Raw genomic sequence first — 22,966 nt, 5'->3', positions numbered from 1 at the left:
GCCAGGGATGAGCAGCTACGGGACGACGCGCGTCGCGTCCCAGCCGTTGCCGACCCTCGTGAAACGGTAGCGCAGGTGCTCATCGGCTGACAGGTCGATCGCATCGATATTGTTCACGTGCACGGCGACCCACGCGAAGCGTGCGTAGGCCGCCTCGTCGTCGTTTGAGTTGGCGCTCGAGTCGCCGCCCGCAGCAGCATCGGCTTGAGGAAGCGGACTCCCCGGACTCAGCGGCGACGCGAACAGCTGCTTGGTTCCCGCGCCGAAGGAGTCCCAAGCGGTTCGACGGATGCGCTCGTCGGTGACGAGCTCGGCCCGGCCCTCGAGGCGCAGCTGCACATCCGCATCCGCGTCGTAGAAGGTGATCGCCACGAGCGGGTTCTGGTCGATCTCCCCAACCTTCGCCGAGAGCACGTGCGTCGAGAAGAAGACCGTGCCAGCATCGGCGTCGGCCTCGCGCAGGATGACGGCGCGCACGTGCGGCTGGCCGTCGATTCCGGCAGTGCTGAGGAACCCGAGCGTGAACGCGGTGCGGGCACGGGTCGCCGCATCCAGCGCATCCCAGATGGTCGATGCGCTCGCGATGCCGTTGTTGACTGCCATCAGACGAGGTCGTCGAGCAGGTCTCGGGCTCGAACCAATTCGGCGTCGTGCCGGTCACGGATGCGCTCCCGCGCACTCTCGAGCACTTCGACCGTCTCCCCAGGTAGCTCCACCCCGTCGCTCGCCTCGGCCTGGACCCGAGCGATCAGGCTCGTCAGCTCGTCGTCGAGGAGCGCACCATCCTGCACACCGCCGAAGACCTTCGCGACCCGCTTCCAGGCTTTCCGCTCGCCGCCAGCCTTGAGGTCCGGCAGCCCCTCAAGCGCCTCGAATGCGTACCTCACCGACTTCACGGACTTGCGCACATCGTGCCAGCGCTCAGACTTCTGCGGCTTCTTCCGCGCACGGTCGGTGCGAGCGGCCACTCGGCGCATCGCGTCCCGAGCCGCACGCCGCATGGCGCCCGCCGCGCGAAGCTCCGCGCGTGCCGCAAGCGGCGGATCGGCGAGGAAATCGACGATCTTGACGTGCAGGGCGTCCCAGCGGGCGCTATCCACTGCTGCCAGGAACTCGGAGAACGCGGCTTCGTGGCGCTCCCCCAGCCAGCCGAGGACAAGGTGCTGCACCTCGCCGACCCTGAGCTGCGTTTCATCCGCACCCAGCGCCTCAAACTCCGCCGCGAGCACCTCAGAGAGCACCTCAGCGTCGCGCGGCTCACCGAGCACGCGGCCCACCCATCGAAGCTCATCACGCAGCTCGTCCGTGGCACCCTTCTTGAACACGTCGGCGAACACCGTCAGCAGGCTGCGGAGGCGGCGGACGGCGACCCGCGTCTGGTGGACCGCATCCGGCTCATCGGTGCGGGCGAGCGCCTCGCTCGCCTGGAACTCGCCGAAGCGCCGCGCAAGCGCCGCTACGACGGCCGCGCCGACCGGGCCGCCCGCCGTTGCTGGCGGAGTCGCCTCGACCCCTTCGAGCGACCGAACCATCTTCGACTTGTGCGCGGAGGCCACCAGCCCGGCAGCGAAGAGGGCCGACTCGACCTCGTCGAAGACCCGTAGCGGGGCATCGCCTACAAGCTCGACCTCGTACTCACGCCACGCCAGCTCACGCTGGTGACCGAGCCGCACAACCTTCGCGTGCACGTCGTCCTCGCAGATGAGCGCCACGAGCGGTCGCTCGGCACCCTCGGTGTCCGCGGCGCCCCACACCTCGGTTGTCGTGCGCATCGTCGTCAGCTCGACAAGCGGCAGCACGGGGCGATCGCCCAGAATCTCCGCGAACTCGGCCCTCAGCTCTGGCGGCACGCGGCGCGGTGAGCCAACCGGCGCGTGCAGCTCGATGCGCTCGTCACCGCTGCGCGGCCGCTTCAGGTGCCACCCCTCGTCGTCCCCTCCCGTGCGGCGACGCAGCACGCAGCGCGCGCCGAGAATCACCAGGTCAGGGCTGTCGACGTACTCGGCAACAAGCTTCTCCGTGTTCGGCTCTCCGGCACTCAGGCCACCGCCGAGCTTCGACAGGTCCGGCTTGGCCGAGCCCTCGGGGATGTCGTACTTGCGCTCGACCTCCCGCTGCTGTGTCGGCGTGCGTGTCTGCTCAGTCTGCCCGGTCGAACTGCCCTGACCGCTCTGCCCTTCGATACCCATCAAAGCAGGCTAGCGCCCGCACCTGGCGGCGAGCGGCGCTTGCCCCGCGCACGGCTGGCTTTCACGGCCGAGCGTCGAACTTCGGTGACAACTCGGCGTCATGCGACGGTGAGCGGAGGGCACCAGCCGGTTGTCACTGAAGTTCACGGCGGATGCGCCGCCGCTCCACCGGCGGGGCCGGGTCTACGCGCGGAGCGCGGCCTTGATGAGCGGGACCTGCAGTGGAAGGCGCGCGACCGAGACGACAAACGCGACGGCGGACTTCGCGTCCTTCTTCCTCACTGCACGTCGCCCGAGGTCGACGCTCATCTGCGCGTTGGCGGGCCACACCGCGAGCAGCACGGCCGCGCTCGCGAGCCCCGCCGCCGGACGGGTGGATTCGCGCAGCAGGCCGGCAGCGCAGGCCAGCTCGGCGACTCCCGACGCAACAACAAGCTCTCGCGCTTTCCCTCGCAGCGGCTTCGGGATGATCGGCTCGAACACAGCAGGCTTCACGAGGTGGATGACCCCGGAGATAGCAAACGGAACGACGACGATCCACGGGATGCTTCCGTCGTGTTTGCGAGCGGGACGCTTCAGTGCCTTCGACATGTAGGCATCCTGCCGCCCACGGCCGAGCGCCGGCCCAGGCATCCCTTGACCGCGTCGGCTAGGTCCCGTCGCAGCGCAGGCGAGTCCGCACCGGCGCCGGGCTTCGAGTCGGCGTCAGGCTTCTTCCGCGAGGAAGGCGAGGGCAGCCGCGCGGAAGTCACGCGAGCCTGGCGCGTTGAAGTGGTGGCGATCCGGGATCTCGAAGAAGCGGGCCTGCGGCGTCGCAGCCGAGAGCGCCCTCGATCCCTCGATGATCCCGTCGAGGGAGCCCGTCGCGAACAGCACGGGCTGCTGCGGGACGCGTCCCAGGTCGGGGTCCGCCTTGCCGGATGCGCGCATCCCTTCTGCGATCGCGAGGAGCGCACGCAGGTCGTTGCCGCCGACGCGCTCGGTGAGGGCGAGGTAGTTCTGTGTCACCGGGTCCTGCACAGGCGTGCCGTGGTCGATGAGCTCACGGACCTGCCCGATGTCGAGGCGCCCGAGCGGCACCCCGTCCGGCACTCCGCCGAGCACAACGCGCGGGATGCGGTCGGCGAAGTCCTGGGCGACTTCCCACCCGACGCGCGCGCCGAGCGAGTAGCCCACGTACAGGGCCGTGTCGACGAGGTAGGCGTCGAGCACCGCCTCGACGTCGGAAGCAAGCGTGCGGATGTCGTAGTCGCGGCCCTCGTGCGGCTTGTCGCTCTGCCCGTGTCCGCGCTGGTCGAGCCCGAGCACGCGGTAGCCGGCTCGCAGCAGGTCGCGCACCCAGCCGGTCGCGACCCAGTTGTCTTTCGTGCTCGAGGCGAAGCCGTGCACGACGATGACGGTGGGCGCATCCGGCTCACCCCAGGTGTACGTGGCAATGCGGTGACCGTCGCCGACCATCACGAACTGGGGGTCAGGCAAGACGGTCAGGGCGGCGGGAGCGCTATTCACGTCGTCGATTGTCTCAGGCCGCGGGAGCCCCGCCGCTCACTCCCGCAACGCTGCGACTCGCGATGGGTTCCGCGTCCGCGGAAGTCTTCGCGGGGCCTCACGAAGGGGCACAGCGAGAAGGCCCGGACGGTCCCCATCTGGGGTTCCGTCCGGGCCTTCCTCGAACAACTGTGGCCGGCTGGCCCGTTAGTCGATGAGGTCGTGGATCTGGATGATCTCGTCGCGCTTCGGGCCGACGCCGATCGCGGAGATGCGGGCACCGGAGAGACGCTCGAGGGCCTTCACGTAGAGCTGCGCGTTCTCGGGCAGCTCCTCGAAGGTGCGGCAGCCGGAGAGGTCTTCCGTCCAGCCGTCGAAGTACTCGTAGATGGGCTTCGCGTGGTGGATGTCCGACTGCGACACGGGCATCTCGTCGAAGCGGACACCGTCGACGTCGTAGGCGACGCAGACGGGGATGCTCTCGATGCCACTGAGCACGTCGAGCTTCGTCATGACGAAGTCGGTGACGCCGTTGATGCGTGCCGTGTAGCGCGCGACGGGAACGTCGTACCAGCCGGTGCGGCGCGGGCGCCCCGTCGTGGTGCCGAACTCGCCGCCGCGGGTGCGGAGCAGCTCGCCCCACTCGTCGAACAGCTCGGTCGGGAAGGGGCCGGCGCCGACGCGCGTGATGTAGGCCTTGACGATGCCGATGATGCGGTTGATCTGGGTTGGCCCGACGCCTGCACCCGTGGATGCGCCTCCCGCGGTCGACGACGAGGACGTCACGTACGGGTAGGTGCCGTGGTCGACGTCGAGCATGGTGGCCTGGCCACCCTCGAAGACGACGTTGCGGCCCGCGTTGAGGGCGTCGTACAGCTCGAGCGAGGTGTCGCCGACCATGGGGCGGAGGCGTTCAGCGTGCACGAGGAGCGCATCCACGATCTCGTTGACCGTGATCGCGCGGCGGTTGTAGACCTTCACGAGGAGGTGGTTCTTGCCGAAGAGCGCGGCTTCGACCTTCTGGCGCAGGATGTTCTCGTCGAAGAGATCCTGCACGCGGATGCCGATGCGGTTGATCTTGTCGGCGTAGGCCGGCCCGATGCCGCGGCCGGTCGTGCCGATCTGGCGCTTTCCGAGGAAGCGCTCAGTCACCTTGTCGAGGGTCGTGTGGTAGCCCGTGATGAGGTGCGCGTTCGCGGAGACACGCAGCTTCGAGGTGTCGACGCCGCGCTCCTCGAGGTGGTCGATCTCGTGGAACAGCACGTCGAGGTCGATGACAACCCCGTTGCCGATGACCGGGGTCACGCCCGGGGTGAGGATGCCGGACGGCAGCAGGTGCAGCGCGTACTTCTCGTTGCCGATCACGACCGTGTGACCTGCGTTGTTGCCGCCGTTGAACTTCACGACGTAGTCGATGCGGTCGCCGAGGAGGTCAGTCGCCTTACCCTTGCCCTCGTCGCCCCACTGGCCGCCGATAATCGCTACGCCTGGCATGTGTGCCCCTGTTCTCTGTCGGATCGGCGCAGCTCGCGCCTGTCGTGTGCGTGGCGTGAGCCACGCGGTTGGGCTGGCCGATTCTGCGGCCCCGCCCCTTCCCTGCTTGTCCTGTGGTGTGACCCGGTGCGTCCGAGCGGATGCCCGCTCAGTCGGCCGCGTACGTCCGATCGATCTCGATGATCGCCTGCGGGTCAGCGTCATGCAGCAGGTCGGCGAGCCGCTCCGGCTCACCTTCCTCCCCGATCTCCGCCGCGCTTCGCCGGAGCGCGTAGAACGCGCGCAGGACTCCCCTGTTCGGCTCGTGCGACCACGGAACCGGGCCCTGCCCGCGCCAGCCCGCCTTGCGGAGCGCGTCGAGCCCGCGGTGGTAGCCGACCCGCGCATACGCGTACGCGCCGATCGTGTTGCCCTCGGCGTGTGCCGCATCCGCCAGCGCGGCCCAGGCCAGCGAAGACGCGGGGTGCTTCTCGACGATGGCCGCGAGCGCGGCCTGGTCGTGAGGCAGGTTCGAGAGGTCGTCGACGACCTCTGGCTCAGCAGCGAGGCGCGTCTCGGGGATACCGAGGAGATTCGTTCCGGTCACGGGACCCGATTCTATCCTGTGGTTGTTTCGGGGGCGCGGCCGGGCGCAAAGCTGTGGAAAGCGGCCGGCTCACCCAAGGGTCAACGGCTCGGGAAGATGGCGCAGGTACTCGTCGCCGTGGCGAGGAGTACCTCGCTGGAATCACGGAGCTCCGCTTCGACGAACGCTGCCCGCGCCCCCGACTTCACGACCCGGCCGCGGACTCGTACTGGCCCGGTCTCGGCCGTCATCGGCCGCAGGAAGCTGACCTTGATCTCGAGCGAGGTGTAGGCCTGCCCCGGACGCAGCGTCGTGTGGACCGCCGTCCCGCACGCCGAGTCGAGGAGCGTCGCGGCGAATCCGCCGTGGACGGTCCCGATCGGGTTGTAGTGCGTCCGGTCCGGCACACCCTCGAACACGACCTCGCCCTCAGCGAAGCTCACGACGGACATACCGAAATGCTGCGCGATCGGTGCGATCTCCGCCCCGCTCGCGAGGTGCGCCTGCAGTTGTTCGAGTCCGGTCATCGATGCGAGGTCGGTCATGTCGCTCCCTTGCGCCACGGCATCCGGGGTGGATGCGCATCCCGAGCCTGGCACCAATCGACCGGCCGGCCGAGCGCGTTGTGCCGACCATCCAAGTGAGCAAGACGACGTGCCGAGCGGGGCTGGGGCCTCCCTACCAGGACATCCTGCGCCTACCGGGGCATGAAGGCGAAGAAGGAGACGGCGATGCCGATCGAGATCGTGGCTCCGACGAAGCAGAGCGCGAGCAGCTCGCCAGGCATCACGGTGCGCTGGTACACATCCCAATATCGGTCCTCTGCCCGTCGTCGAGCGTCGGCTACTGCAGTGCGGTTGAGCCTTCGTCGTTGTCCGAGCATCTATGTAGCTTATCTAACTAAATATCTTGAACAAGGGGGTTGACTCGCATCGGCGCAGCGAGTAGGAAGCACCGCGACGATGCGGGATGCGGGATGCTCGACTAGCAGCCGTGCACAACCATGACCGGGGCATCGTCTGGACCCTCGGCCACTTGAGCGCCGGAGCCGTCGCCGGCGTCCACACCTTCAGGCTCTGGCGCCGCGACGGACCCGACCATTCCGGAGAGGAACTTGGCGACGCCGTCGAGCTCCTCGACACTCAGGGAATCCACGACGGCGATCATCCGCTGATGCATGACACCGAGGGTCTCTCGAACTTCCTTGTCCGACTCCCCGGTCGCCGCGATGATCGAAGCACGACGATCCGTCGGGTGCGGCCGACGTTCGACGTGACCGCTCTTCACGAGGCGATCCACCAGGCCCGTCACGGATGCGGAGGAGATATTGAGGCGCTCCCCAAGGTCTTTCTGCACAACGGCCTTGCCGTGCCTCTGCTGCTGGAGCAGGAAGCGAAGCGCGAGAAGGTCGTTCTCGTTCATGCGCATCGACGACCGCGTTCTGGCGCGCATCTTCGCCTCTGCCTCGCGGTACTCGCGAAGCAGGTTTAGCACGTCGACCGAGGTCGCGTGCTCCCCACCCGTGGGGTACCAGTACCCGGACGAGCGCTCGGCTGGCTTGTGCGCCATGGTCCTCCTCGTGCTGGCGCGCTGGACGCTAGGGAAACTAGTTCAACAAACTAGCAAAAGCGGATGCGGAACCGGCCACAAAACACAGATCGGCGCGCACATGCCGGTTTCCTGTCGACATTTCCGCCCGTGACGCCCGGGGAAGCTCCGCGACCGGCGACGACGCCCGAATGTCGGAGGTCGGTGAGACTGTCAGCCCAGCGCAGCGACTTCATCAGGCCAGCGCAGCAACTTCATGAGCCCAGCGCGGTAACTCTATGAGCCCAGCACAGCCACTTCATGAGGAGGAACAGGGTAGGCATGTCGGACGCACGACGGAACAGTTCGGGCAGACTCGCGGGATCCACCGCGCTCATCACTGGGGCGGCCGGCGGCATCGGCAGCGCCACGGTCCGTCGCCTCGCTCAGGAGGGGGCGAATATCGTCGCGCTCGACCGGGCGGAGTCGAGTGAGCGGCTCGCTGAAGTCGTGGCAGGCGCCGAGTCCCTCGGAGTTCGCGCCCTCGCGGTGCACGCCGACGTGACCGATCAGGGATCGCTTGATGCGGCCGTCCGGCACGGGGTCGACACACTCGGGGCATTCGATGTTGTCTTCGCGAACGCGGGAGTCCTCGGATCCGGGCTGGCGGAAGACGTCACCGAGGACGACTGGAACGCGCAGATCGACGTGAATCTCGGCGGCGTGTGGCGCACGGTGAAGGCCGCGATCCCCGTCCTCAAGGCCGAGGTGAGCCCTGGAAGCATCATCATCACCTCCTCGAGCGCCGGCCTGCGCGCCTCTGGCGGCGGGGGAACGTACGCGGCCGCGAAGCACGGCGTGGTCGGGCTCGCACGGGCGTGGGCGCACGAGCTCGGCCCATACGGCGTGCGGGTCAACACCATCCACCCCACCGCCGTCGCCACCCCTCTCGTCATGAACGACGCCAACCTGCGCGCATCCAGGCCAGACCTCGAGAACCCGACGCCGGACGACGTCCGAGAGCTCTGGAGTCGAGGCAAGCTCCTCGATGTTGGCTGGATCGAGCCCGTCGACGTCGCCAACGCCGTCCTCTTCCTGGCCTCATCCGAGGCTCGCTACATCACCGGAATCCAGCTGCCGATCGACGCTGGCTCGACAATAAAATGGGGCTGAACATGACCGCACTCACCGCAGACGAACTGACTGCAGACGACCGCTGGGGAATCCAGCAGACTCTTGCCCTCTACGGGCATTTCGTCGACAACGGCGAATGGGAGGCGCTCGCCACGATCGTCGGGGCGGATGCACGCTTCGAGACGCCAGCCGGCACCTTCGCAGGGCCCTCGGGAGCGCAGACCTTCGAGCTGCAGCTCGCCACGGCTTCGGGCGGGCACCTCCCGTCTCACCACACGCTCAACACCGTCATCCGCGCCGGTGACGCGCCGGGCACCGCCGTGGCCTGGAGCCGCTACGTGCTCGTCACCTACGAAGCGTCGGCCGCGGGCGGCGACTACCTCGATACCCTGGAAGAGCGCGACGGCACCTGGGTCATCACGAGCCGTCGGGTCACCGAGCGCAACCGCCAGCGACCGGACGGCGAGTACTCAGCCGCTGGCGCTGAGACGTTCGACTCGTTCGAGGCGTTCGAGGCGGGGCGATGACGACGGCAGCGGCAGGCACCGCGGATGCGCGGGACTCGACTGGAAACGTCTCTGATGCGCGGGTCTCGGCAAACGACGCCGCGGAAGTCCTTGACGTGCTCGCACGCTACGGGCAGCTCATCGACAACCGCGACTGGGCCCACCTGCGGAAGGTCTTCACGACCAACTTCTCGTTCGGAACCGGCCCGAACGCGGTGCGCGGCGACGAAGCGCTCGCCCGCGTCATCAACACCGTGAAGCCGTATCACCCGCACTACACGACCGACACGGCACTGCATCGCGTCGATGCCAGCACGATCAAGTCCTGGTCGAAGTTCCTCCTCGTCCGCACGGACGGCACGACGGCAAGCGGCGACTACATCGACACGTTCGTGCGCACGGCGGATGGCTGGCGCATCAAGGTGCGCGACTTCAGCCGAGGGACGCGCCCACCGAGCGACCCTGGCGGCGCATCCACGCGCACCTTCACGTCAACGTACTGGCGGGCTCCCTCCAGCTGAGGAACGAGCACCGGTGGCGTCCGGGCGTCCCGGCCCGTGCTTGACTGTCCCGGCTCAGCGCTCAGATTCGGGCGTCTGCTCGTCGAGCTCCGGACGGTAGACGTCGCCCGAATCGGGCACGTATGCGGTCCAGCCTGGGTCGACCTGGGCGCCCAGCGGGATGTAGGTGACGGCGCCGGTGCGGTCGCCCTCCGCCGTGGAGATGATCTCCATCCCACCTTCGCCCAGCTCATCGCCGCTCGGTTCCGTGCCGTCGCCGAGTAGCCGCCGTGTGAGCGCGGACTGCGCCGACATCAGCTCGTCGAGCTCGTGCAGCAGAATGCTGTCGTCAGGTTCGACGCCTGCCCTTGCCGCGGCGAGCACCGCACGGCGGACAAGCTCCTTCGCGAACGAACCCGTGGTCTGCTCGGCGCGCTCGGCCGCCTCCCTGAGCGCCGCCTCGTTGAAGGGCAGACCTGCTGAGTACTTCTCGAGGAGCCGGAAGCGTTCCGGCCCACCCGGGAGCGCGATCTCGACGGCAAGATCGACTCGACCTGGCCTGGACACCAGGGCGCGCTCGAGCACCTGCACTCGGTTCGTGGTCATGATGAAGGCGACGTCAGCGTCGCCGTCGAGCCCGTCGAGCGCATCGAGCACCTCGAAGAGCAGCGGTTGCGGCGACGCGTGCCGCTCCATTGCAACGAGGTCGATGTCTTCCATCACGACGATCGACGGCTGCAGCGTGCGCGCGAGCTCGGCCGCCGCACCGATGTATTGGATGCTTGACCCGGTCAGCAGCACGGCTGTCACTCCCTCGGTGCGGCTCAGGAGGTGCCTGACGGTGAGCGTCTTCCCGGTGCCGGGAGGGCCGTAGAGGAGCACGCCGCGCTTGAGGTGCTGGCCGGCGGCGAGCAGCGCCTCGCGCTGCTTCCCGATCTCGACGACGTGGGCGATCACCGAGTCGAGCACTCCACTGGGGAGGATCACGTCGGTGTCGGCCACGTTCGGCCGCTCCAGGAACGACGCACCAGCGTCCATCCGGTAGTCGCTGTTCTCGAAGGTGAGCACCTTGCCGCGCAGCACGGAGCGCTCGACCATGAGCGAGCGGACTTCGCTGAGCAGCTGGGAGACGAGCGGGGCGGATGCGGCGAGCACCTCGAGCTGCCCTTGCGGACGCCCCATGTCGCCGCGAGCGGCTCGCTGCATCACGACAACCGGCTCACCCAGGTAGGTGAAGAGGCGAGCGCCGAAGCTCACGACCTGTCGGGTGGTCGATGGGCCGGTCGCTTTCTCTGCGTATTCGGCCGGGCCGCTCCTGAAGCGCATGTGCGCACTCGTGATCAGTTCCGCGAGTCCGGCGTGGGCGTGGGCCGATCCCCCGGCCACGCCGATGAGCTGCGCGTCACCGCGGCCTGCGAGTTCTTCGAGCGCGAGATCTGCATCGACGATGCGGTAGCTCGCGAAGTCCTCCACGACGACCGGCAAGGCCGCGGCGTCGGCCCCGAGGAACTCGCTCAGCTCGTCCCCGAACGGTGTGCGCTGGGCTGCCTGCTCGGCCGGGGACTCGTTGACTCGGTCGAGGAAGCGCTTGAAGGCGCGCAGGAAGTCGTTGTCTTCCGTCGCGCCCGCGCTGGGTTCCCCGCCTGGCAGCGTGCCAGGCTGGTCGCTGGTGCGCCCGCCGCGTGCATCCGGTCTCTGCATCTCGAACATGCCCGCCTCTCAGCGGCGGGCGTCTCCCGCCGGTCGAGAGCATAGGGCTGCGCGGCTGGGAGCGCGCGAAGTCCAGGACACGGGGCGCCTGAGAAAAATGAACGACATTTAGTAAATCCGGTCCCGAACCCTGGGTTTCATAGGCCGCATCTCCTAGGCTTCACCCAATCGCGCGATGTTGCGCGCACGCATCCAATGTCTGGAGTGAGTTTGAGCACCTACGTAGTTGTGAACCCAGCGACTGGCGAGCAGGGAGAGGAATTCCCGCTCGTCACCGAGGACGGCATCGAGACTGCCCTGCAGAGCCTCGATGGTGCGTACCGCACCTGGTCGAAGCCCAGCACCGTCGCGGAGCGCGCCGCCCTCATGAGCCGCGCCGCCGAGCTGCACCGCGAGCGCCGCGAGGAACTCGCCGAGATCATCACGCGCGAGATGGGCAAGCCCATGGAGCAGTCGTACGGCGAGGTCGACTTCAGCGCCGACATCCTGCAGTACTACGCCGACAACGCGGAGAACTTCCTGAAGGATGCACCGATCGAGCTGCTCGGCGGCGAGGGCACGGCTCTCATCCGCCGCACCGCCATCGGGCCGCTCCTCGGCATCATGCCGTGGAACTTCCCGTACTACCAGGTCGCCCGCTTCGCCGGTCCGAACCTGGTGCTCGGCAACCCGATCCTGCTGAAGCACGCGGGCCAGTGCCCTGAGTCTGCGTCCGCTCTCGAGAGGATCTTCGCGGATGCGGGCTTCCCGGAAGGCGCGTACGTCAACATCTTCGCCACCAACGAGCAGATCGCCGACATCATCGCTGACGACCGCATCCACGGTGTCTCGCTGACCGGTTCGGAGCGCGCAGGCGCGGCCGTCGCCGAGATCGCCGGGCGCAACCTCAAGAAGGTTGTGCTCGAGCTCGGCGGGTCTGACCCGTTCATCCTGCTCAGCACCGACAGCGTCGACGAGGCCGTCGAGGCCGCGGTCGCAGCCCGCCTCGACAACTCGGGTCAGGCTTGCAACGGCGCGAAGCGCATGATCGTCATCGACTCGCTCTACGACGAGTTCGCCGAGAAGTTCACGGCCGCGATGTCCGCGGTCTCCCCCGTCGACCCGACGAAGGACGACGCCGAGCTCGGGCCGCTCTCGTCGGCACCGGCGACCAAGAACCTCGCCGAACAGGTCGAGCGCGCCGTCGCGCAGGGCGCGCAGCTGCTCGCAGGCGGCGGCCACGACGGGAACTTCTTCCAGTCGACGGTGCTCGCCGGAGTCACGCCGGATAACGACGCGTACACCGAGGAGTTCTTCGGGCCGGTTGCAGCGCTCTACAAGGTCAGCAGCGAAGAGGAGGCCGTCGAGCTCGCCAACGCGACCCCCTTCGGTCTCGGCTCGTACCTGTTCACGACCGACCAGGAGCAGGCGCAGCGCGTCGCCGACGCCATCGAAGCAGGCATGGTCTACATCAACGGAGTCGGCCTCGACAGCCCGGAGCTGCCGTTCGGCGGCGTGAAGCGCTCGGGCTTCGGCCGCGAGCTCGGCTCGCTCGGCATCGAGGAGTTCGTCAACAAGAAGCTCATCCGCCAGGTCAAGTAGGCCTCGTCGACCGGAAGCCCCTCGCGTCGGAGTTCAGCTCCGCCGAGGGGCTTCTTCGCGCCCTCAGTGATGTTTGTCGGCGGCACCTCCTAGCGTGTGAGCATGCTTGAACTCCTCGCCATCGAGAACTACCGGTCCATCAAGAGCGTCACGGTGGGGCTCGAACGCCTGAACGTCGTCACGGGCGCAAACGGCAGCGGCAAGTCGAACCTGTACCGCGCCCTTCGGCTACTGCACGACATCATCCGCGAGGGCGCCCTGTCGTCGCTGGCCATGGAGGGCGGCTTGCGCGCGGCACTGCACGCGGGCGAGCGATCGCGCGGAACCCCAGTCTCCCTCAAGCTCGGGCTTCGCACCTCGACCGCCTCGTACGCGACCGACCTCGGCATGCCACCGGTGAAGCATCCGCGGCCCCTGCAGAACTTCGCGATCGACCTCGGAATCCCGGTCATCTCAGACTTCCCGTTCGACCCGGTCGTCAAGAGCGAACTCGTCTGGTCGAGCGAGCTGCTGCGGCCATCGACGACGCTCGTCGAGCGGCGAGGGAACCTGGTCAAGGTGCGCGACGCCAACTTCAAACTGGTGCATGCCGAGTGGAGCGTCCGCGAAGCCGAGTCGATGCTCGCGACCCTCGCCGACCCATCCACGGCGCCAGAGCTCTCCGCACTCCGGGAGTCGGCGCGCGGCTGGCGCTTCCTCGACTACCTGCGCACCGACGCCGCGGCACCATCGAGGCTTCCGAGCCCCGCGACCTTCACGCCCGTGCTCCCGGACGACGGCTCACGGCTGCCGGCGGCGCTCGCGACCGTGCAGCGTGTCGGTCACGCGAAGGCCTTCCACGCCGCCATCGACGCGGCCTTCCCGGGGTCGCGGGTCGGCATCGAGGAGGACGAGTCGGGCATGGCGAGGCTCGTCATGTCGCAGCCTGGCCTCGCTCGACCACTGGATGCGCGGGAGCTGTCGGACGGCACGCTTCGGATGATCCTGCTCGCCACCGCCCTCCTGTCACCGCGGATGCCGGAGCTGCTGGTCCTCAACGAGCCGGAGGCGAGTCTCCACCCCAGCCTGCTCCCGACGCTCGCCGGCCTGATCCGACGCGCGTCCGAGCAGACGCAGGTCATCGTCGTCACGCACTCTCAGCCCCTCGTGGACGGGCTGCGCGACGACGCGAACGTCATCGAACTCGAGAAGGAAGGGGGCTCCACGAGCATCCGCGGCCAGCTCCAGTTCGAAGGGCCGCAGTGGGTGTGGCCGAAGCGCTGAGCCTGGGAGCGGCGTCGAGAGGCGCTACTTTGCCTCGCCGTAACTGTCGACGACGTGCGCGACAACGGGGAAGGTGACCTGGCTGCCCGAAAACAGAAGCCGTCCGGCCTCGGCCGCGGCCGCCACGACCTCCGCTGCCGCCCGCTCGGCGACTTCAGCGGGCGCGTGCACCACGACTTCGTCGTGCAGGAAATAGGCGAGGTGCGCGGTCTGCTCGAGTGGCGCATCCACGACGGCCCCGCTCGCTCCGCCTGCCACCGTGCCGAGCTTGGCGAGGCGCTGCCTGATGCCCGCCATCCAGGTGAGCGCCCACTCGGCGGCGGTGCCCTGCACGATGAAGTTGCGGGTGAAGCGGCCGAAGTCACGCGGCGAGAACTCCGCGGGTGGCCATGGCGAGGTGCGCCCAAGCCAGGTGTGCACCTGCTGGCCGCGCTCGCCCGACCGCGCGGCCGAGGCCACGAGCCCCATGGCCCGCGGGTAGGCCCGCTCCAGCCCTGGAAGCAGGACAGCACTCTGGCCGGTCGTCGCTCCGTACATGGCGCCGAGCATCGCGACCTTCGCGCTGTCGCGATCGGGCACGACGCCGCGGTCGACGAACGCTGTGTACATGTCGCGCTGCGCGCCGGCCCTGGCCATTGCCTCGTCGCCCGACATCGCGGCGAGGATGCGCGGCTCGAGCTGGGCCGCGTCGGCCACGATGAGTTTCCAGCCAGGGTCGGCGACCACGGCGTTACGGATCTCCTTCGGGAGCTGCATGGCCCCGCCGCCGCTTGTCGCCCAGCGGCCAGTCACGACGCCACCGGGGACATAGTCGGGCCGAAAGCGTCCCCCGTGGATCCACTCGTCTCGCCACGTCCACCCGTTCGCCGTGAAGAGGCGGTGCAGGCGCTTGTAATGCAGCAGCGCCTCAACGACGGGGTGCTCCTTCCCCCAGAGCTCCCACTTACTGGTGCTCGCGACGTCGAGCCCCGCCCGCCGCAGGGCCGCGAGCAGATCTTTCGGGGAATCGACGTTGAGCGTCGGCTCGCCGAGCGCGGCCCGGACCGCCGACGCTGCGGCTTCGAGCTTCGCGGGCCGCCCGCCGGCGCCCCGCGGCCCGAGCACGTCGACAAGCACACGCTCGTGGCGCTCAACACTGAACGGCATGCCCGCTGCGCGCAGCTCAGCGGCGACCAGTGCACCCGCGCTCTCCGCCCCGACGAGGAACGCGAGGGCACCCTTCCGGGGGCCCTCCTGGTCGGCGGCTTCGAGGGCCCCGAGCTGCGCCTCGAAGAGCTCACGAGTTGCGTCGGGCGTGCCCGGGTTCTCGGCGTCAAGGTCGAAAAGGCCATCGCCGGGGTGCGCGCCCCCTCGTGCGTCCGCGACGTCGAGGCTCGCATCGAGGTAGCCGGCCGTGATGAGGATGCGACCCGCAAGGCGAAGGTCGTGGCATCTGCCGACCCGCACGCCGTGGGCGAGAAGCCGCGGCACGATGTCCTGGCTGTTCCACACCCAGCGGATGGGATCACTCGCCGGCGCCGACCGCTCGCGCTCGGACACCAGCTGCGCGAGGGCGATCGCGTCAGGAGCCACCACGACCGCCGCGGTAGCCCTCGCCGCCGCGGCAGAGACAGGACCGGCGTCGCGGCGGTCTTCGAGCGCGAAACCGCGCTCGAGCGACGTGACCAGGATGTGCATCCGTTCATTGTGCGCCAGACCACGGACAAGCCGAGCCGCACCGACAAGCCGAGCCCGGCCTGATGATCCTCAGCGCCGATCCCGGTCGGGGCTCCGCGAATTCCCCGGGTCTGTGGGATTCCACAACAACGCCGGGCACTCTGGCCACATGGAAACGAAACCGGTATCCTCCGCCGGAGCGTCAACCGAGAGCCTCGAGAACGTCACGCGCAGCGTCGCGCGAGACGGCACGAGCTACGTGGTCACGCTCGAGCGCACCTTCCCGAACTCACCGGAAACCGTGTGGGCGGCGTGCACAACACCATATGGACTCTCCCGCTGGTTCGAGCCACTCGAAGGCGAGCTCACACGCGGCGGAAGGTACAGGCTGACCGCGAGCGGCACATCCGGCACCATCGAACGCTGCGAGCCGAACTCAGCACTCCAGGTGACGTGGGAGTACGACGGCGACGTCAGCCGTGTCCGCCTGACCCTCGAGCCCGCCGACACAGGCGGCACCGGCGGCACCCACCTCGCGCTGCACCACACCGTCCCGGACAACGAGCACTGGGCGCAGTACGGCCCGGCAGCCACCGGCATCGGCTGGGACGGCGCCCTCCTCGCCCTCTCCCTGGCCCTCGCCGACGAGGGCCTCGACGTGCAAGGCGCCATGTCCGCCTTCAACGACGCCGACGAGGGCAAGCAGTTCGTCGAGTCAGCTGCCGACCGCTGGTGCATCGCGCACCTCAGCGCTGGCGAGGATCCCGACGATGCGCACGACTCGGCCGCCCGCACCGCCTCCTTCTACCTCGGTGACGAGTAGCTCCAGCCTGGCCCGAGCTGGTCTCCCTGGGCCACCAGTGGGGCCACACGACACGCGACGCGAATCGCCGGGAACAGCAGTAGCGTGCGGACGGTTGCACTCAAGGTGACTGTTCCTCTCTCAATCCTTGACCTCGCCCCCATCGCCCCCGGCCAGACCGTCAGGGAGAGCTTCCAAGCAAGCGTTGAACTCGCCCAGGCCGCGGAACGGTCCGGATACCGCCGCGTCTGGTACGCCGAGCACCACAACATGCCAACGATCGCCTCGAGCGCAACCAGCGTCCTCATCGGGCACATCGCATCGCAGACCTCCACGATCCGCCTCGGCGCCGGCGGCGTCATGCTCCCGAACCACTCGCCACTTGTCATTGCCGAGCAGTTCGGGACCCTCGCCACCCTGTACCCGGATCGCATCGACCTCGGCCTCGGGCGTGCCCCTGGCAGCGACCAGGCGACCTTCCGCGCGCTGCGGCGCTCCCCCGCGTCAGCAAACGAGTTCCCGCAGGACGTCCTCGAGTTGCAGGCGTTCCTCCGCGGCGAATCGACCATCCCGGGCGTGCAGGCCGTGCCAGGCGGAGGCACCAACGTGCCCCTCTACATCCTCGGCTCGAGCCTCTTCGGTGCACAGCTCGCCGCGCAACTCGGCCTTCCGTACGCCTTCGCGTCCCACTTCGCACCCGACCAGCTGTTCCAGGCCATCGCGCTCTACCGCGAGCAGTTCCAGCCGTCCGAGCAGCTCGCCGCGCCGCACCTCATCGTCGGCGTCAACGTCGTCGCGGCCCTCGACTCGGCGGATGCGCAGGAGCAATTCACGCAATCCCGCCGGTCGCGCCTCCGCAGCATCCTCCTCCGCGGACCCAACTCCGACTTCACCGACGAGCAGATGGACCAGATCATCGCGAGCCCCCAGGGGCAGCAGATCGCGAACATGATGCGCTACACGGCCGTCGGGACGGGCCAGGAGGTGCGCGACTACCTCACCGAGTTCGCCGAGGCGACGGGTGCAGACGAGCTCATCATCGGGCACGGCGCCCTCCAGAGCTCCGACCGCATCCGCTCCCTCGAGATCACCGCCGACGCGATGCGCGACGCAGAGACCGCAGCGCGGCCGCTCGAGAACGCCGAACCCGCCTAGACGGCGAGCCCGCCGGCTCGGGCGGGGTAGCGTCGACGCATGGATCTCCTCGGGCACGCGTTCACCACAACCGACTGGGCGGCCCTGAGGCCAACCGTGCACTCGGGGACCACAGGCGAGGCGACCTGGCGCACCGAGCAGATCGGCGAGACGCGCATCCGCATGGTCGACTATTCGCCCGGCTACCTTGCCGACCACTGGTGCTCGCGTGGCCACGTGCCGTTTGTCCTCGAGGGCACGCTCGACACCGAACTCGACGACGGGCGCCGCGTCACCCTCAAGGCCGGTCAGAGCTACCAGGTTGGCACCGACATGGAAGCGCACCGCTCAATCACGACCACCGGCGCGAAACTCTTCGTCGTCGACTAGCCAGCGCTCCTGGCCGTCACGAAAACCTAGGGCGCGCGTCGAGCCCCGCCCGTCCCGCCGGTCCCGTCATCGTCTGGGTCGCTGGGGAGCCTTCCGTTGGCCGTCGCCGCGGCAGCCGACGCGTCAGAGGAGCTCCCGAACGCGAACACGTTTGCGAGCTTTCCGACAGCCCCCAGCAGGTCACCCTTCTCGGCGGCTGGCTCGGCTCCTGACTTCTCCTCGCTCGCGGTGAGGTCGGACGGGTCCCCAACCGGGTCTCCTGCGACCGACTCTCCGAGGCGCTCGTCGCTGTGCTGGTTGTCTTTCATGGTGGCTCCCGCCGTTTGGTTGCGGTGGTGCTCGCGGATGCTCTCCGCGGAGGTCGTCGGCCAAGGCAAGCACGCGTTCCTCCGCGTCTCGTGAGCGAAGACGGCGAAGGACTGGCAGAGAGTCAGCTGAAAATCGCTCAGGCGGGCAGGCGCGCCTCGATGAGGTGGCGCGTCGAGTGCGCGACGAAGGGCCCCTCGCTCTGGATGAGGTCGTGGAGCTCGCGCAGGCGTCCCAGATACGCGCCGACGGTGAAGCCCGGCACCCACCAGATCACCTTCCGCAGCAGGTACACGACCGCCCCGACGTCGCTGATCTCGACGCGGAGCCGCTCCTCACGGAGGTCGACGATCTCGAGGCCGGCAGCCCTCGCGGCGTCGGCCTCGACCTCGGCCCGCCGCTCCAGCCTCGCCTCGGGTTGGGGGCCGAGGAAGAACTCGATGAGCTCGAAGGCGCTGGCGGGCCCGACGTGCTGGGCGAAGTAGGCGCCGCCTGGCCGCAAGACGCGCGCGATCTCAGACCACCAGATCGTAGCGGGATGCCGGCTCGTCACAAGGTCGAAGGCTCCGCTCGCGAAGGGCAGCGGCGGCTCGTCAGGGTCGTCGACGACGGCCACTCCCCGTGGGTGCAGGAGCTGAGTCGCCTTCGCGACGTTCGGTGGGAACGACTCCGTCGCCACGGCGAGCGGCGGCACGATTGGTGACATCGCGAGCGCCTCGCCCCCACCGGTCTGGATGTCGAGTGATGCGCTGGCGTGCGCCATCCGTTCGCCGAGGAGGCGCGAGTAGCCCCAGCTGGGTCGCTCCTCCGTGGCCCGCCCCTCCAGCCAGGAGAAGTCCCAGCCGTCGACGTCGGCGGCCTCGGCCTCCGCGATGAGGTCCTCGAATGTTGCGCTCATGGCCCCATCCTCCCTGATGGCTGGCGGGCGCGTGTGACGATGGAGCATGCCCGTCGTCGAGTCTCGCTGCGTTGTTCACGTCGCCCCGGCGGTCGCGTTCGCCGTGTCCCAGACCACTGGCGAGGTGCGGATGCGGTGGGATCCGTTCATCCGCCGCCAGCACTTCCTCGACGGGGCCGCGCTGCCCGCGAAGGGTGTGCGCACCTTCACGGTGCAGCGCCTCGGCTTCCGCATGATCAGCGAGGACGTCTCCTACAACCCGCCGTCGAACGTGGGGATGAAGGTGACGGAAGGCTCCTGGTTCTTCGAGAGGCTCGGCGGGGGTTGGCGGTTCAGCCAGGCGCCGGACGACGAAGGCACCGGCCAGCCCGCGACTCTTGCCGTCTGGCGGTACAACTTCGCATGCAAGCCCAGGTGGCTCGCGCCCCTCGCCGAGCGAATCGGCGGGTGCCTTCTGCAGCGCGACATCGACCGCCGCATCGCGGGCTTCGTTCGTGGATGCGAAGACCCGGTTGTGCTCGCGGCGGTCGCTGCCTCACCGCTCACCTGAAGCCGAGCCCCTAGACCTCGTGGTTGTTGCGACGGCGAAGGCCTGCGACGAGCAAGGCTCCACCGGCCGCGAGAACAGTCAGCACACCAAGCAGCCACGGGCCGACATCGTCACCACCCGTGACAGCGAGGTCGGGCGAGCCGGGCGTTCCGGGAGCCAGCGGTGCGACAGACGGGGTCGCAGCTGAAGCCGTGGGGGCACCCGTGACGGTCGGGCTCTGGGTTGGGGTTGCGGTTGGGGTTGCGGAGGCGGTCGCGGTCGGCGTTTCCGTCGGCGTCACAGTCGCAGTCGCGGTCGCGGTCGCGGTCGCAGTCGCCGTCGGAGTCGCAGTCGCCGTCGCCGTCGGAGTCGCAGTCGCAGTCGCCGTCGGAGTCGCAGTCGCAGTCGCAGTCGGCGTCGCAGTCGGCGTCGGCGTCGGCGTCGGCGTCGGCGTCGGCGTCGCGGTCATAGTCGGAGTCGTGGTGGCGGTGGGCGTCACCGTGGGCGAAACGGTCGGGGTCGCGGTCGTCGGAGGGCTGGTCACAGTCGGCCCCGTCGTGCCGGTCGGCTCCGTCGTGCCGGTCGGCTCCGTCGTGCCGGTCGGAGGGACCGTGGTGACGGGCGGCACAGTGGCGCCTGTGCTGCATTCGCTGTTCGTGAACGTGTTGCTGTCGAGCGTGACCGAACCGTTCCGAGCGAGCGCGCGTCCGTCGACCGTCGAGGCCGTGTTGATGGTGATTGAAGTCAAAGCGAGGATCGAGCCGACAAAGCTCGTATCGGTGTCCAGAGTCGCTGAACTCCCGATCTGCCAGAACACGTTGCACGCTTGAGCACCGTTCAAGAGTGCGACCGTGCTGTTCGGCGCCGTCGTGAGCGCCGAACCGACCTGGAAGATGAAGACGGAATCGGGATCACCCTCGGCGTCGAGGGAGAGGGTCCCCGTGAGCCCGGCCGTGCTCGTCGCCTCGTAGACGCCGGGGGTCAGCGTCTGCCCGCCGAGGTCAGCGGTGATCTGTGAATCGTCAGCCTGCGCCGCGAGCGCGTTGTACGCGATCGTGAGGTCGGACTGCGCCTGGAGGGAGTGGGCGTCGGTGGCGTGCACATTACCGAGCACTTCCCCTGGTGGGAACCCGGTCAGCGCCGTCCCAGGGTTCACGCCCAGGTCAGCCCCAAGCTTGCTCGGCCCGGTGTTCGACACGCATTGGCCTGCCAGCACCGAGTAGCTCCCGGCAGTGCCGAGGTCGACGGCGGTTCCGATGGCCTGAGCCGATTGACTGCCGAGCATGCCGGGGAGCAGGCCTGCAACCGCGAGGGCCGACCCGCCGATGATGAGGAGGCGCTTTCGCCGCGAAAATGATTGGGAGGTGCTGTGGACGGGTGGTTTTCCCATGGGAGCCTCCTACAGGCGCTGGGGGACGCACGAGAGCCGCGACGGTATGCGGAGAGTATTTGACTCGCGACGAGACTTTTGGGGCTTGCGCATCGACCGCCCCGACCACAGAGTTGGTCGCCTCGTCCGCCGCAATGAGCCCGGCCTTGCCGCGCCGCGCGGATTGGCCCCGCGTCAGAGATGCTTGCCTGCCACCTCCGCCACGACCAGCGCAGTCCTCTGGAGCGCTGCCGTGTGCAGCTGCCACTGCTGCCAGAACAGGGGCACGTCGATCGACGCCCCTGGGTCGATCTCAACGAGCGAGGCGTCGTCGCCCAGCTGCAGTTCGGGGACAAGCCCCCAGCCGAACCCGAGGCGGATGGCGCGCACGAAGTCGGCGGACGAGGGCACGAAGTGGCACGGCGGGCTCGCCGGGTCTACGCCGAGGCCGCGCAGGTACCGATCCTGGAGCGTATCGGCGCGGTCGAACACGACAACCGGGGCGCGACCGAGCGAGGCAGCGAGCGTCCGCACACCGACACCGGCGCGGCCACGACCATCCCAATCCCCATCCCCATCCCCATCCCGATCCCGATCCCGAACCCGATCCCGATCCCGAACCCGATCCCGATCCCGATCACCGAACCAGCGATCCGCGAACTCGGGTGACGCCATCGGGATGTATCGCATCGCCCCCAACAGCACCGAGCTGCAGCCCTGCACCGGCACGGGGTCCGCCGTGATGGCGGCTGTCACGGTGCCCCGCCGCAGCAGTTCGGTGGTCTGGGTCTCGTCGGCCCGGCGCAGGTCGAAGGCGATCTCCCCGGCCAGGGACGCAAGCGCTGGCAGGAGCCAGGTCGCGAGCGAATCCGCGTTGACGGCGACCGCGAGCCGTTCGAGGACCGGCTCCTCGTCGCCCCCATCCGCGCCCACACCGGATGCACCGCCCACCCGGCCGAGGACACTCGACGCTTCCCTGCCGAGCGCATCCACCTGCCGTGCGAGGCGCAGCAGCACCTCGCCGGACTCGGTGGGCGCGACCGGCTTGCTGCGCTGCAGCAGCACGCGACCCGTCTGGCTCTCGAGCGACTTGATGCGTTGACTGATGGCCGAGGGCGTCACCCGCAGCTCGCGAGCGGCGGCCTCGAACGTCCCTGTCTCGACTGCAGCCCGAAGGGCGGCGAGGCGCTGAGGGTCGAAGTCGTGCACAGGAGAAATTGGCATGAAGCAATGCTAATGATTCACAAGAAACATGAGCTGGCATCAACTGCCAGCGCGGCAATATCGTCGCGGCATGACCTTGGATCTGCTCACGCCACTCGCCGGATTCGGCTTCGGCCTTTCCCTCATCGTCGCGATCGGCGCGCAGAACGCGTTTGTGCTGCGCCAAGGCCTGCTCCGCAAGCACGTCCTCGCGGTTGTCGCCGTGTGCGCCCTCTCAGACGCGCTCCTCATCCTGCTCGGCATCGGCGGCGCCGGCATCGTCTTCACGGCGCTCCCCTGGCTGACGACCGTTGTCCGGATCGCGGGCGCCGCCTTCCTCCTGACCTACGCCGTTCTCGCCGCTCGCCGGGCGATCAAACCGAAGGCGATGGATGCGGCCGACCCGCAGGCTTCGCCCACACTGCTCCCGACAGTGCTCACGGTGCTTGCACTGACCTGGCTCAACCCGCACGTCTACCTGGACACAGTGGTCTTGCTCGGCTCAGTCGCGAACACCCACGGCGAAGCGCGCTGGCTGTTCGGAGCCGGCGCGGCCGTCGCGAGCATCGTCTGGTTCACGGCGCTCGGCTACGGCGCGCGCCTCTTACAGCCGATCTTCGCGCGACCATCCGCCTGGCGGGTCCTCGACGCGATCATCGCGCTTGTGATGGCGAGCATCGCGGCGTCGCTGCTCATCGGGCTCTGACGTCGCTAGCGGATGC

Annotated in this window: 25 protein-coding genes; 10 read left to right on the top strand and 15 right to left on the bottom strand. The window is 68.7% G+C overall.

What is annotated here, in order from left to right:
• Positions 1-15 precede the first annotated feature (15 nt).
• The 9 genes from FHX72_RS11845 to FHX72_RS11805 all read right to left on the bottom strand — a co-directional run bounded on the left by FHX72_RS11845 (position 16) and on the right by FHX72_RS11805 (position 7,305).
• Positions 16-603, bottom strand: coding sequence for a pyridoxamine 5'-phosphate oxidase family protein (locus FHX72_RS11845; protein WP_183625282.1), 588 nt, complete (start codon positions 601-603; stop codon positions 16-18).
• Complete coding sequence (locus FHX72_RS11840; protein ID WP_183625281.1) at positions 603-2,189, bottom strand: CYTH and CHAD domain-containing protein; 1,587 nt, start codon at positions 2,187-2,189, stop codon at positions 603-605. The genes FHX72_RS11845 and FHX72_RS11840 overlap by 1 nt, the downstream gene beginning before the upstream one ends.
• A gap of 183 nt (positions 2,190-2,372) precedes the next feature.
• A complete protein-coding gene (locus tag FHX72_RS11835) occupies positions 2,373-2,780 on the bottom strand; it encodes a DoxX family protein (protein ID WP_244964198.1) in 408 nt (135 codons plus the stop codon).
• A 114-nt stretch (positions 2,781-2,894) separates the two neighbouring features.
• Positions 2,895-3,647, bottom strand: a complete 753-nt coding sequence (locus FHX72_RS11830; RefSeq protein WP_068476538.1) for an alpha/beta fold hydrolase — start codon at positions 3,645-3,647, stop codon at positions 2,895-2,897.
• Positions 3,648-3,884: 237 nt separating this feature from the next.
• Positions 3,885-5,171 (bottom strand): adenylosuccinate synthase, encoded by a 1,287-nt coding sequence (locus tag FHX72_RS11825; protein WP_068476535.1) that lies wholly within the window; start codon positions 5,169-5,171, stop codon positions 3,885-3,887.
• 148 nt (positions 5,172-5,319) lie between these two features.
• Positions 5,320-5,757 carry a DUF3151 domain-containing protein gene (locus FHX72_RS11820; RefSeq protein WP_068476534.1) on the bottom strand — a complete coding sequence of 146 codons (438 nt, stop codon included), beginning with the start codon at positions 5,755-5,757 and terminating at the stop codon, positions 5,320-5,322.
• 80 nt (positions 5,758-5,837) lie between these two features.
• Positions 5,838-6,281, bottom strand: a complete 444-nt coding sequence (locus FHX72_RS11815) for a PaaI family thioesterase (protein WP_068476532.1) — start codon at positions 6,279-6,281, stop codon at positions 5,838-5,840.
• A 152-nt stretch (positions 6,282-6,433) separates the two neighbouring features.
• The gene (locus FHX72_RS11810) at positions 6,434-6,619 is read right to left on the bottom strand and encodes a hypothetical protein (protein ID WP_183625279.1); all 186 of its coding nucleotides are present in this window, start codon (positions 6,617-6,619) and stop codon (positions 6,434-6,436) included.
• A gap of 101 nt (positions 6,620-6,720) precedes the next feature.
• Positions 6,721-7,305: a MarR family winged helix-turn-helix transcriptional regulator gene (locus FHX72_RS11805; RefSeq protein WP_183625277.1), complete on the bottom strand. Its 585-nt coding sequence runs from the start codon at positions 7,303-7,305 to the stop codon at positions 6,721-6,723.
• A gap of 300 nt (positions 7,306-7,605) precedes the next feature.
• Between FHX72_RS11805 and FHX72_RS11800 the strand changes: the two genes are divergently transcribed.
• The 3 genes from FHX72_RS11800 to FHX72_RS11790 are packed head-to-tail and all read left to right on the top strand — an operon-like array spanning position 7,606 to position 9,424.
• On the top strand, positions 7,606-8,436 hold the full coding sequence (locus tag FHX72_RS11800; protein ID WP_183625275.1) for a mycofactocin-coupled SDR family oxidoreductase: 831 nt from the start codon (positions 7,606-7,608) through the stop codon (positions 8,434-8,436).
• Between the two features lie 2 nt (positions 8,437-8,438).
• The gene (locus tag FHX72_RS11795) at positions 8,439-8,924 is read left to right on the top strand and encodes a nuclear transport factor 2 family protein (RefSeq protein WP_183625273.1); all 486 of its coding nucleotides are present in this window, start codon (positions 8,439-8,441) and stop codon (positions 8,922-8,924) included.
• Positions 8,921-9,424, top strand: coding sequence for a nuclear transport factor 2 family protein (locus FHX72_RS11790; protein WP_183625271.1), 504 nt, complete (start codon positions 8,921-8,923; stop codon positions 9,422-9,424). Before FHX72_RS11795 ends, FHX72_RS11790 begins: the two co-directional genes overlap by 4 nt.
• A 54-nt stretch (positions 9,425-9,478) precedes the next feature.
• On the opposite strand, the gene FHX72_RS11785 is transcribed toward FHX72_RS11790, so the two are convergent.
• On the bottom strand, positions 9,479-11,113 hold the full coding sequence (locus FHX72_RS11785) for an AAA family ATPase (protein WP_235812572.1): 1,635 nt from the start codon (positions 11,111-11,113) through the stop codon (positions 9,479-9,481).
• Between the two features lie 210 nt (positions 11,114-11,323).
• Here FHX72_RS11785 and FHX72_RS11780 point away from each other — a divergent pair, with 210 nt between their 5' ends.
• Positions 11,324-12,694, top strand: a complete 1,371-nt coding sequence (locus FHX72_RS11780) for an NAD-dependent succinate-semialdehyde dehydrogenase (RefSeq protein WP_183625269.1) — start codon at positions 11,324-11,326, stop codon at positions 12,692-12,694.
• A 102-nt stretch (positions 12,695-12,796) separates the two neighbouring features.
• Complete coding sequence (locus FHX72_RS11775) at positions 12,797-13,957, top strand: AAA family ATPase (protein ID WP_183625267.1); 1,161 nt, start codon at positions 12,797-12,799, stop codon at positions 13,955-13,957.
• A gap of 24 nt (positions 13,958-13,981) precedes the next feature.
• On the opposite strand, the gene FHX72_RS11770 is transcribed toward FHX72_RS11775, so the two are convergent.
• Positions 13,982-15,634: a bifunctional 3'-5' exonuclease/DNA polymerase gene (locus FHX72_RS11770; protein WP_183625265.1), complete on the bottom strand. Its 1,653-nt coding sequence runs from the start codon at positions 15,632-15,634 to the stop codon at positions 13,982-13,984.
• A gap of 148 nt (positions 15,635-15,782) precedes the next feature.
• Between FHX72_RS11770 and FHX72_RS11765 the strand changes: the two genes are divergently transcribed.
• The 3 genes from FHX72_RS11765 to FHX72_RS11755 all read left to right on the top strand — a co-directional run bounded on the left by FHX72_RS11765 (position 15,783) and on the right by FHX72_RS11755 (position 17,939).
• Positions 15,783-16,436: an SRPBCC domain-containing protein gene (locus FHX72_RS11765; RefSeq protein WP_183625263.1), complete on the top strand. Its 654-nt coding sequence runs from the start codon at positions 15,783-15,785 to the stop codon at positions 16,434-16,436.
• A gap of 105 nt (positions 16,437-16,541) precedes the next feature.
• A complete protein-coding gene (locus tag FHX72_RS11760; RefSeq protein WP_183625261.1) occupies positions 16,542-17,570 on the top strand; it encodes an MsnO8 family LLM class oxidoreductase in 1,029 nt (342 codons plus the stop codon).
• A 39-nt stretch (positions 17,571-17,609) separates the two neighbouring features.
• Positions 17,610-17,939: a DHCW motif cupin fold protein gene (locus FHX72_RS11755; protein WP_183625259.1), complete on the top strand. Its 330-nt coding sequence runs from the start codon at positions 17,610-17,612 to the stop codon at positions 17,937-17,939.
• 26 nt (positions 17,940-17,965) lie between these two features.
• On the opposite strand, the gene FHX72_RS11750 is transcribed toward FHX72_RS11755, so the two are convergent.
• A complete protein-coding gene (locus tag FHX72_RS11750) occupies positions 17,966-18,316 on the bottom strand; it encodes a hypothetical protein (RefSeq protein ID WP_183625257.1) in 351 nt (116 codons plus the stop codon).
• Between the two features lie 68 nt (positions 18,317-18,384).
• Positions 18,385-19,143 (bottom strand): methyltransferase domain-containing protein, encoded by a 759-nt coding sequence (locus FHX72_RS11745; protein WP_183625255.1) that lies wholly within the window; start codon positions 19,141-19,143, stop codon positions 18,385-18,387.
• A 46-nt stretch (positions 19,144-19,189) separates the two neighbouring features.
• On the opposite strand from FHX72_RS11745, the gene FHX72_RS11740 reads away from it, so the two are divergent.
• Positions 19,190-19,693 carry an SRPBCC family protein gene (locus tag FHX72_RS11740; protein ID WP_183625253.1) on the top strand — a complete coding sequence of 168 codons (504 nt, stop codon included), beginning with the start codon at positions 19,190-19,192 and terminating at the stop codon, positions 19,691-19,693.
• 10 nt (positions 19,694-19,703) lie between these two features.
• Here FHX72_RS11740 and FHX72_RS11735 read toward each other — a convergent pair whose 3' ends face one another.
• Both FHX72_RS11735 and FHX72_RS11730 read right to left on the bottom strand, forming a co-directional pair.
• Positions 19,704-21,062: an ice-binding family protein gene (locus FHX72_RS11735; protein ID WP_183625251.1), complete on the bottom strand. Its 1,359-nt coding sequence runs from the start codon at positions 21,060-21,062 to the stop codon at positions 19,704-19,706.
• A 174-nt stretch (positions 21,063-21,236) separates the two neighbouring features.
• Positions 21,237-22,265 (bottom strand): LysR family transcriptional regulator ArgP, encoded by a 1,029-nt coding sequence (locus FHX72_RS11730; protein ID WP_183625249.1) that lies wholly within the window; start codon positions 22,263-22,265, stop codon positions 21,237-21,239.
• A 70-nt stretch (positions 22,266-22,335) separates the two neighbouring features.
• Here FHX72_RS11730 and FHX72_RS11725 point away from each other — a divergent pair, with 70 nt between their 5' ends.
• The gene (locus FHX72_RS11725) at positions 22,336-22,950 is read left to right on the top strand and encodes a LysE/ArgO family amino acid transporter (protein ID WP_068495207.1); all 615 of its coding nucleotides are present in this window, start codon (positions 22,336-22,338) and stop codon (positions 22,948-22,950) included.
• Positions 22,951-22,966 lie beyond the last annotated feature (16 nt).

This window comes from Pseudoclavibacter helvolus (assembly GCF_014191305.1).
GTDB classification, from domain to species: domain Bacteria; phylum Actinomycetota; class Actinomycetes; order Actinomycetales; family Microbacteriaceae; genus Pseudoclavibacter; species Pseudoclavibacter helvolus.
Note: the sequence above shows the minus strand (reverse complement) of the source record. Positions and strands in the feature narration are given on the sequence as shown.

Excerpts from the sequence above, each read along its gene's own strand:
- FHX72_RS11845 (WP_183625282.1), bottom strand. The coding sequence starts at position 603 with ATGGCAGTCAACAACGGCATCGCGAGCGCATCGACCATCTGGGATGCG.
- FHX72_RS11840 (WP_183625281.1), bottom strand. The coding sequence starts at position 2,189 with ATGGGTATCGAAGGGCAGAGCGGTCAGGGCAGTTCGACCGGGCAGACT.
- FHX72_RS11835 (WP_244964198.1), bottom strand. The coding sequence starts at position 2,780 with ATGTCGAAGGCACTGAAGCGTCCCGCTCGCAAACACGACGGAAGCATC.
- FHX72_RS11830 (WP_068476538.1), bottom strand. The coding sequence starts at position 3,647 with ATGGTCGGCGACGGTCACCGCATTGCCACGTACACCTGGGGTGAGCCG.
- FHX72_RS11825 (WP_068476535.1), bottom strand. The coding sequence starts at position 5,171 with ATGCCAGGCGTAGCGATTATCGGCGGCCAGTGGGGCGACGAGGGCAAG.
- FHX72_RS11815 (WP_068476532.1), bottom strand. The coding sequence starts at position 6,281 with ATGACCGACCTCGCATCGATGACCGGACTCGAACAACTGCAGGCGCAC.
- FHX72_RS11810 (WP_183625279.1), bottom strand. The coding sequence starts at position 6,619 with ATGCTCGGACAACGACGAAGGCTCAACCGCACTGCAGTAGCCGACGCT.
- FHX72_RS11805 (WP_183625277.1), bottom strand. The coding sequence starts at position 7,305 with ATGGCGCACAAGCCAGCCGAGCGCTCGTCCGGGTACTGGTACCCCACG.
- FHX72_RS11800 (WP_183625275.1), top strand. The coding sequence starts at position 7,606 with ATGTCGGACGCACGACGGAACAGTTCGGGCAGACTCGCGGGATCCACC.
- FHX72_RS11795 (WP_183625273.1), top strand. The coding sequence starts at position 8,439 with ATGACCGCACTCACCGCAGACGAACTGACTGCAGACGACCGCTGGGGA.
- FHX72_RS11790 (WP_183625271.1), top strand. The coding sequence starts at position 8,921 with ATGACGACGGCAGCGGCAGGCACCGCGGATGCGCGGGACTCGACTGGA.
- FHX72_RS11785 (WP_235812572.1), bottom strand. The coding sequence starts at position 11,113 with ATGTTCGAGATGCAGAGACCGGATGCACGCGGCGGGCGCACCAGCGAC.
- FHX72_RS11775 (WP_183625267.1), top strand. The coding sequence starts at position 12,797 with ATGCTTGAACTCCTCGCCATCGAGAACTACCGGTCCATCAAGAGCGTC.
- FHX72_RS11770 (WP_183625265.1), bottom strand. The coding sequence starts at position 15,634 with ATGCACATCCTGGTCACGTCGCTCGAGCGCGGTTTCGCGCTCGAAGAC.
- FHX72_RS11765 (WP_183625263.1), top strand. The coding sequence starts at position 15,783 with ATGGAAACGAAACCGGTATCCTCCGCCGGAGCGTCAACCGAGAGCCTC.
- FHX72_RS11755 (WP_183625259.1), top strand. The coding sequence starts at position 17,610 with ATGGATCTCCTCGGGCACGCGTTCACCACAACCGACTGGGCGGCCCTG.
- FHX72_RS11745 (WP_183625255.1), bottom strand. The coding sequence starts at position 19,143 with ATGAGCGCAACATTCGAGGACCTCATCGCGGAGGCCGAGGCCGCCGAC.
- FHX72_RS11740 (WP_183625253.1), top strand. The coding sequence starts at position 19,190 with ATGCCCGTCGTCGAGTCTCGCTGCGTTGTTCACGTCGCCCCGGCGGTC.
- FHX72_RS11735 (WP_183625251.1), bottom strand. The coding sequence starts at position 21,062 with ATGGGAAAACCACCCGTCCACAGCACCTCCCAATCATTTTCGCGGCGA.
- FHX72_RS11730 (WP_183625249.1), bottom strand. The coding sequence starts at position 22,265 with ATGCCAATTTCTCCTGTGCACGACTTCGACCCTCAGCGCCTCGCCGCC.
- FHX72_RS11725 (WP_068495207.1), top strand. The coding sequence starts at position 22,336 with ATGACCTTGGATCTGCTCACGCCACTCGCCGGATTCGGCTTCGGCCTT.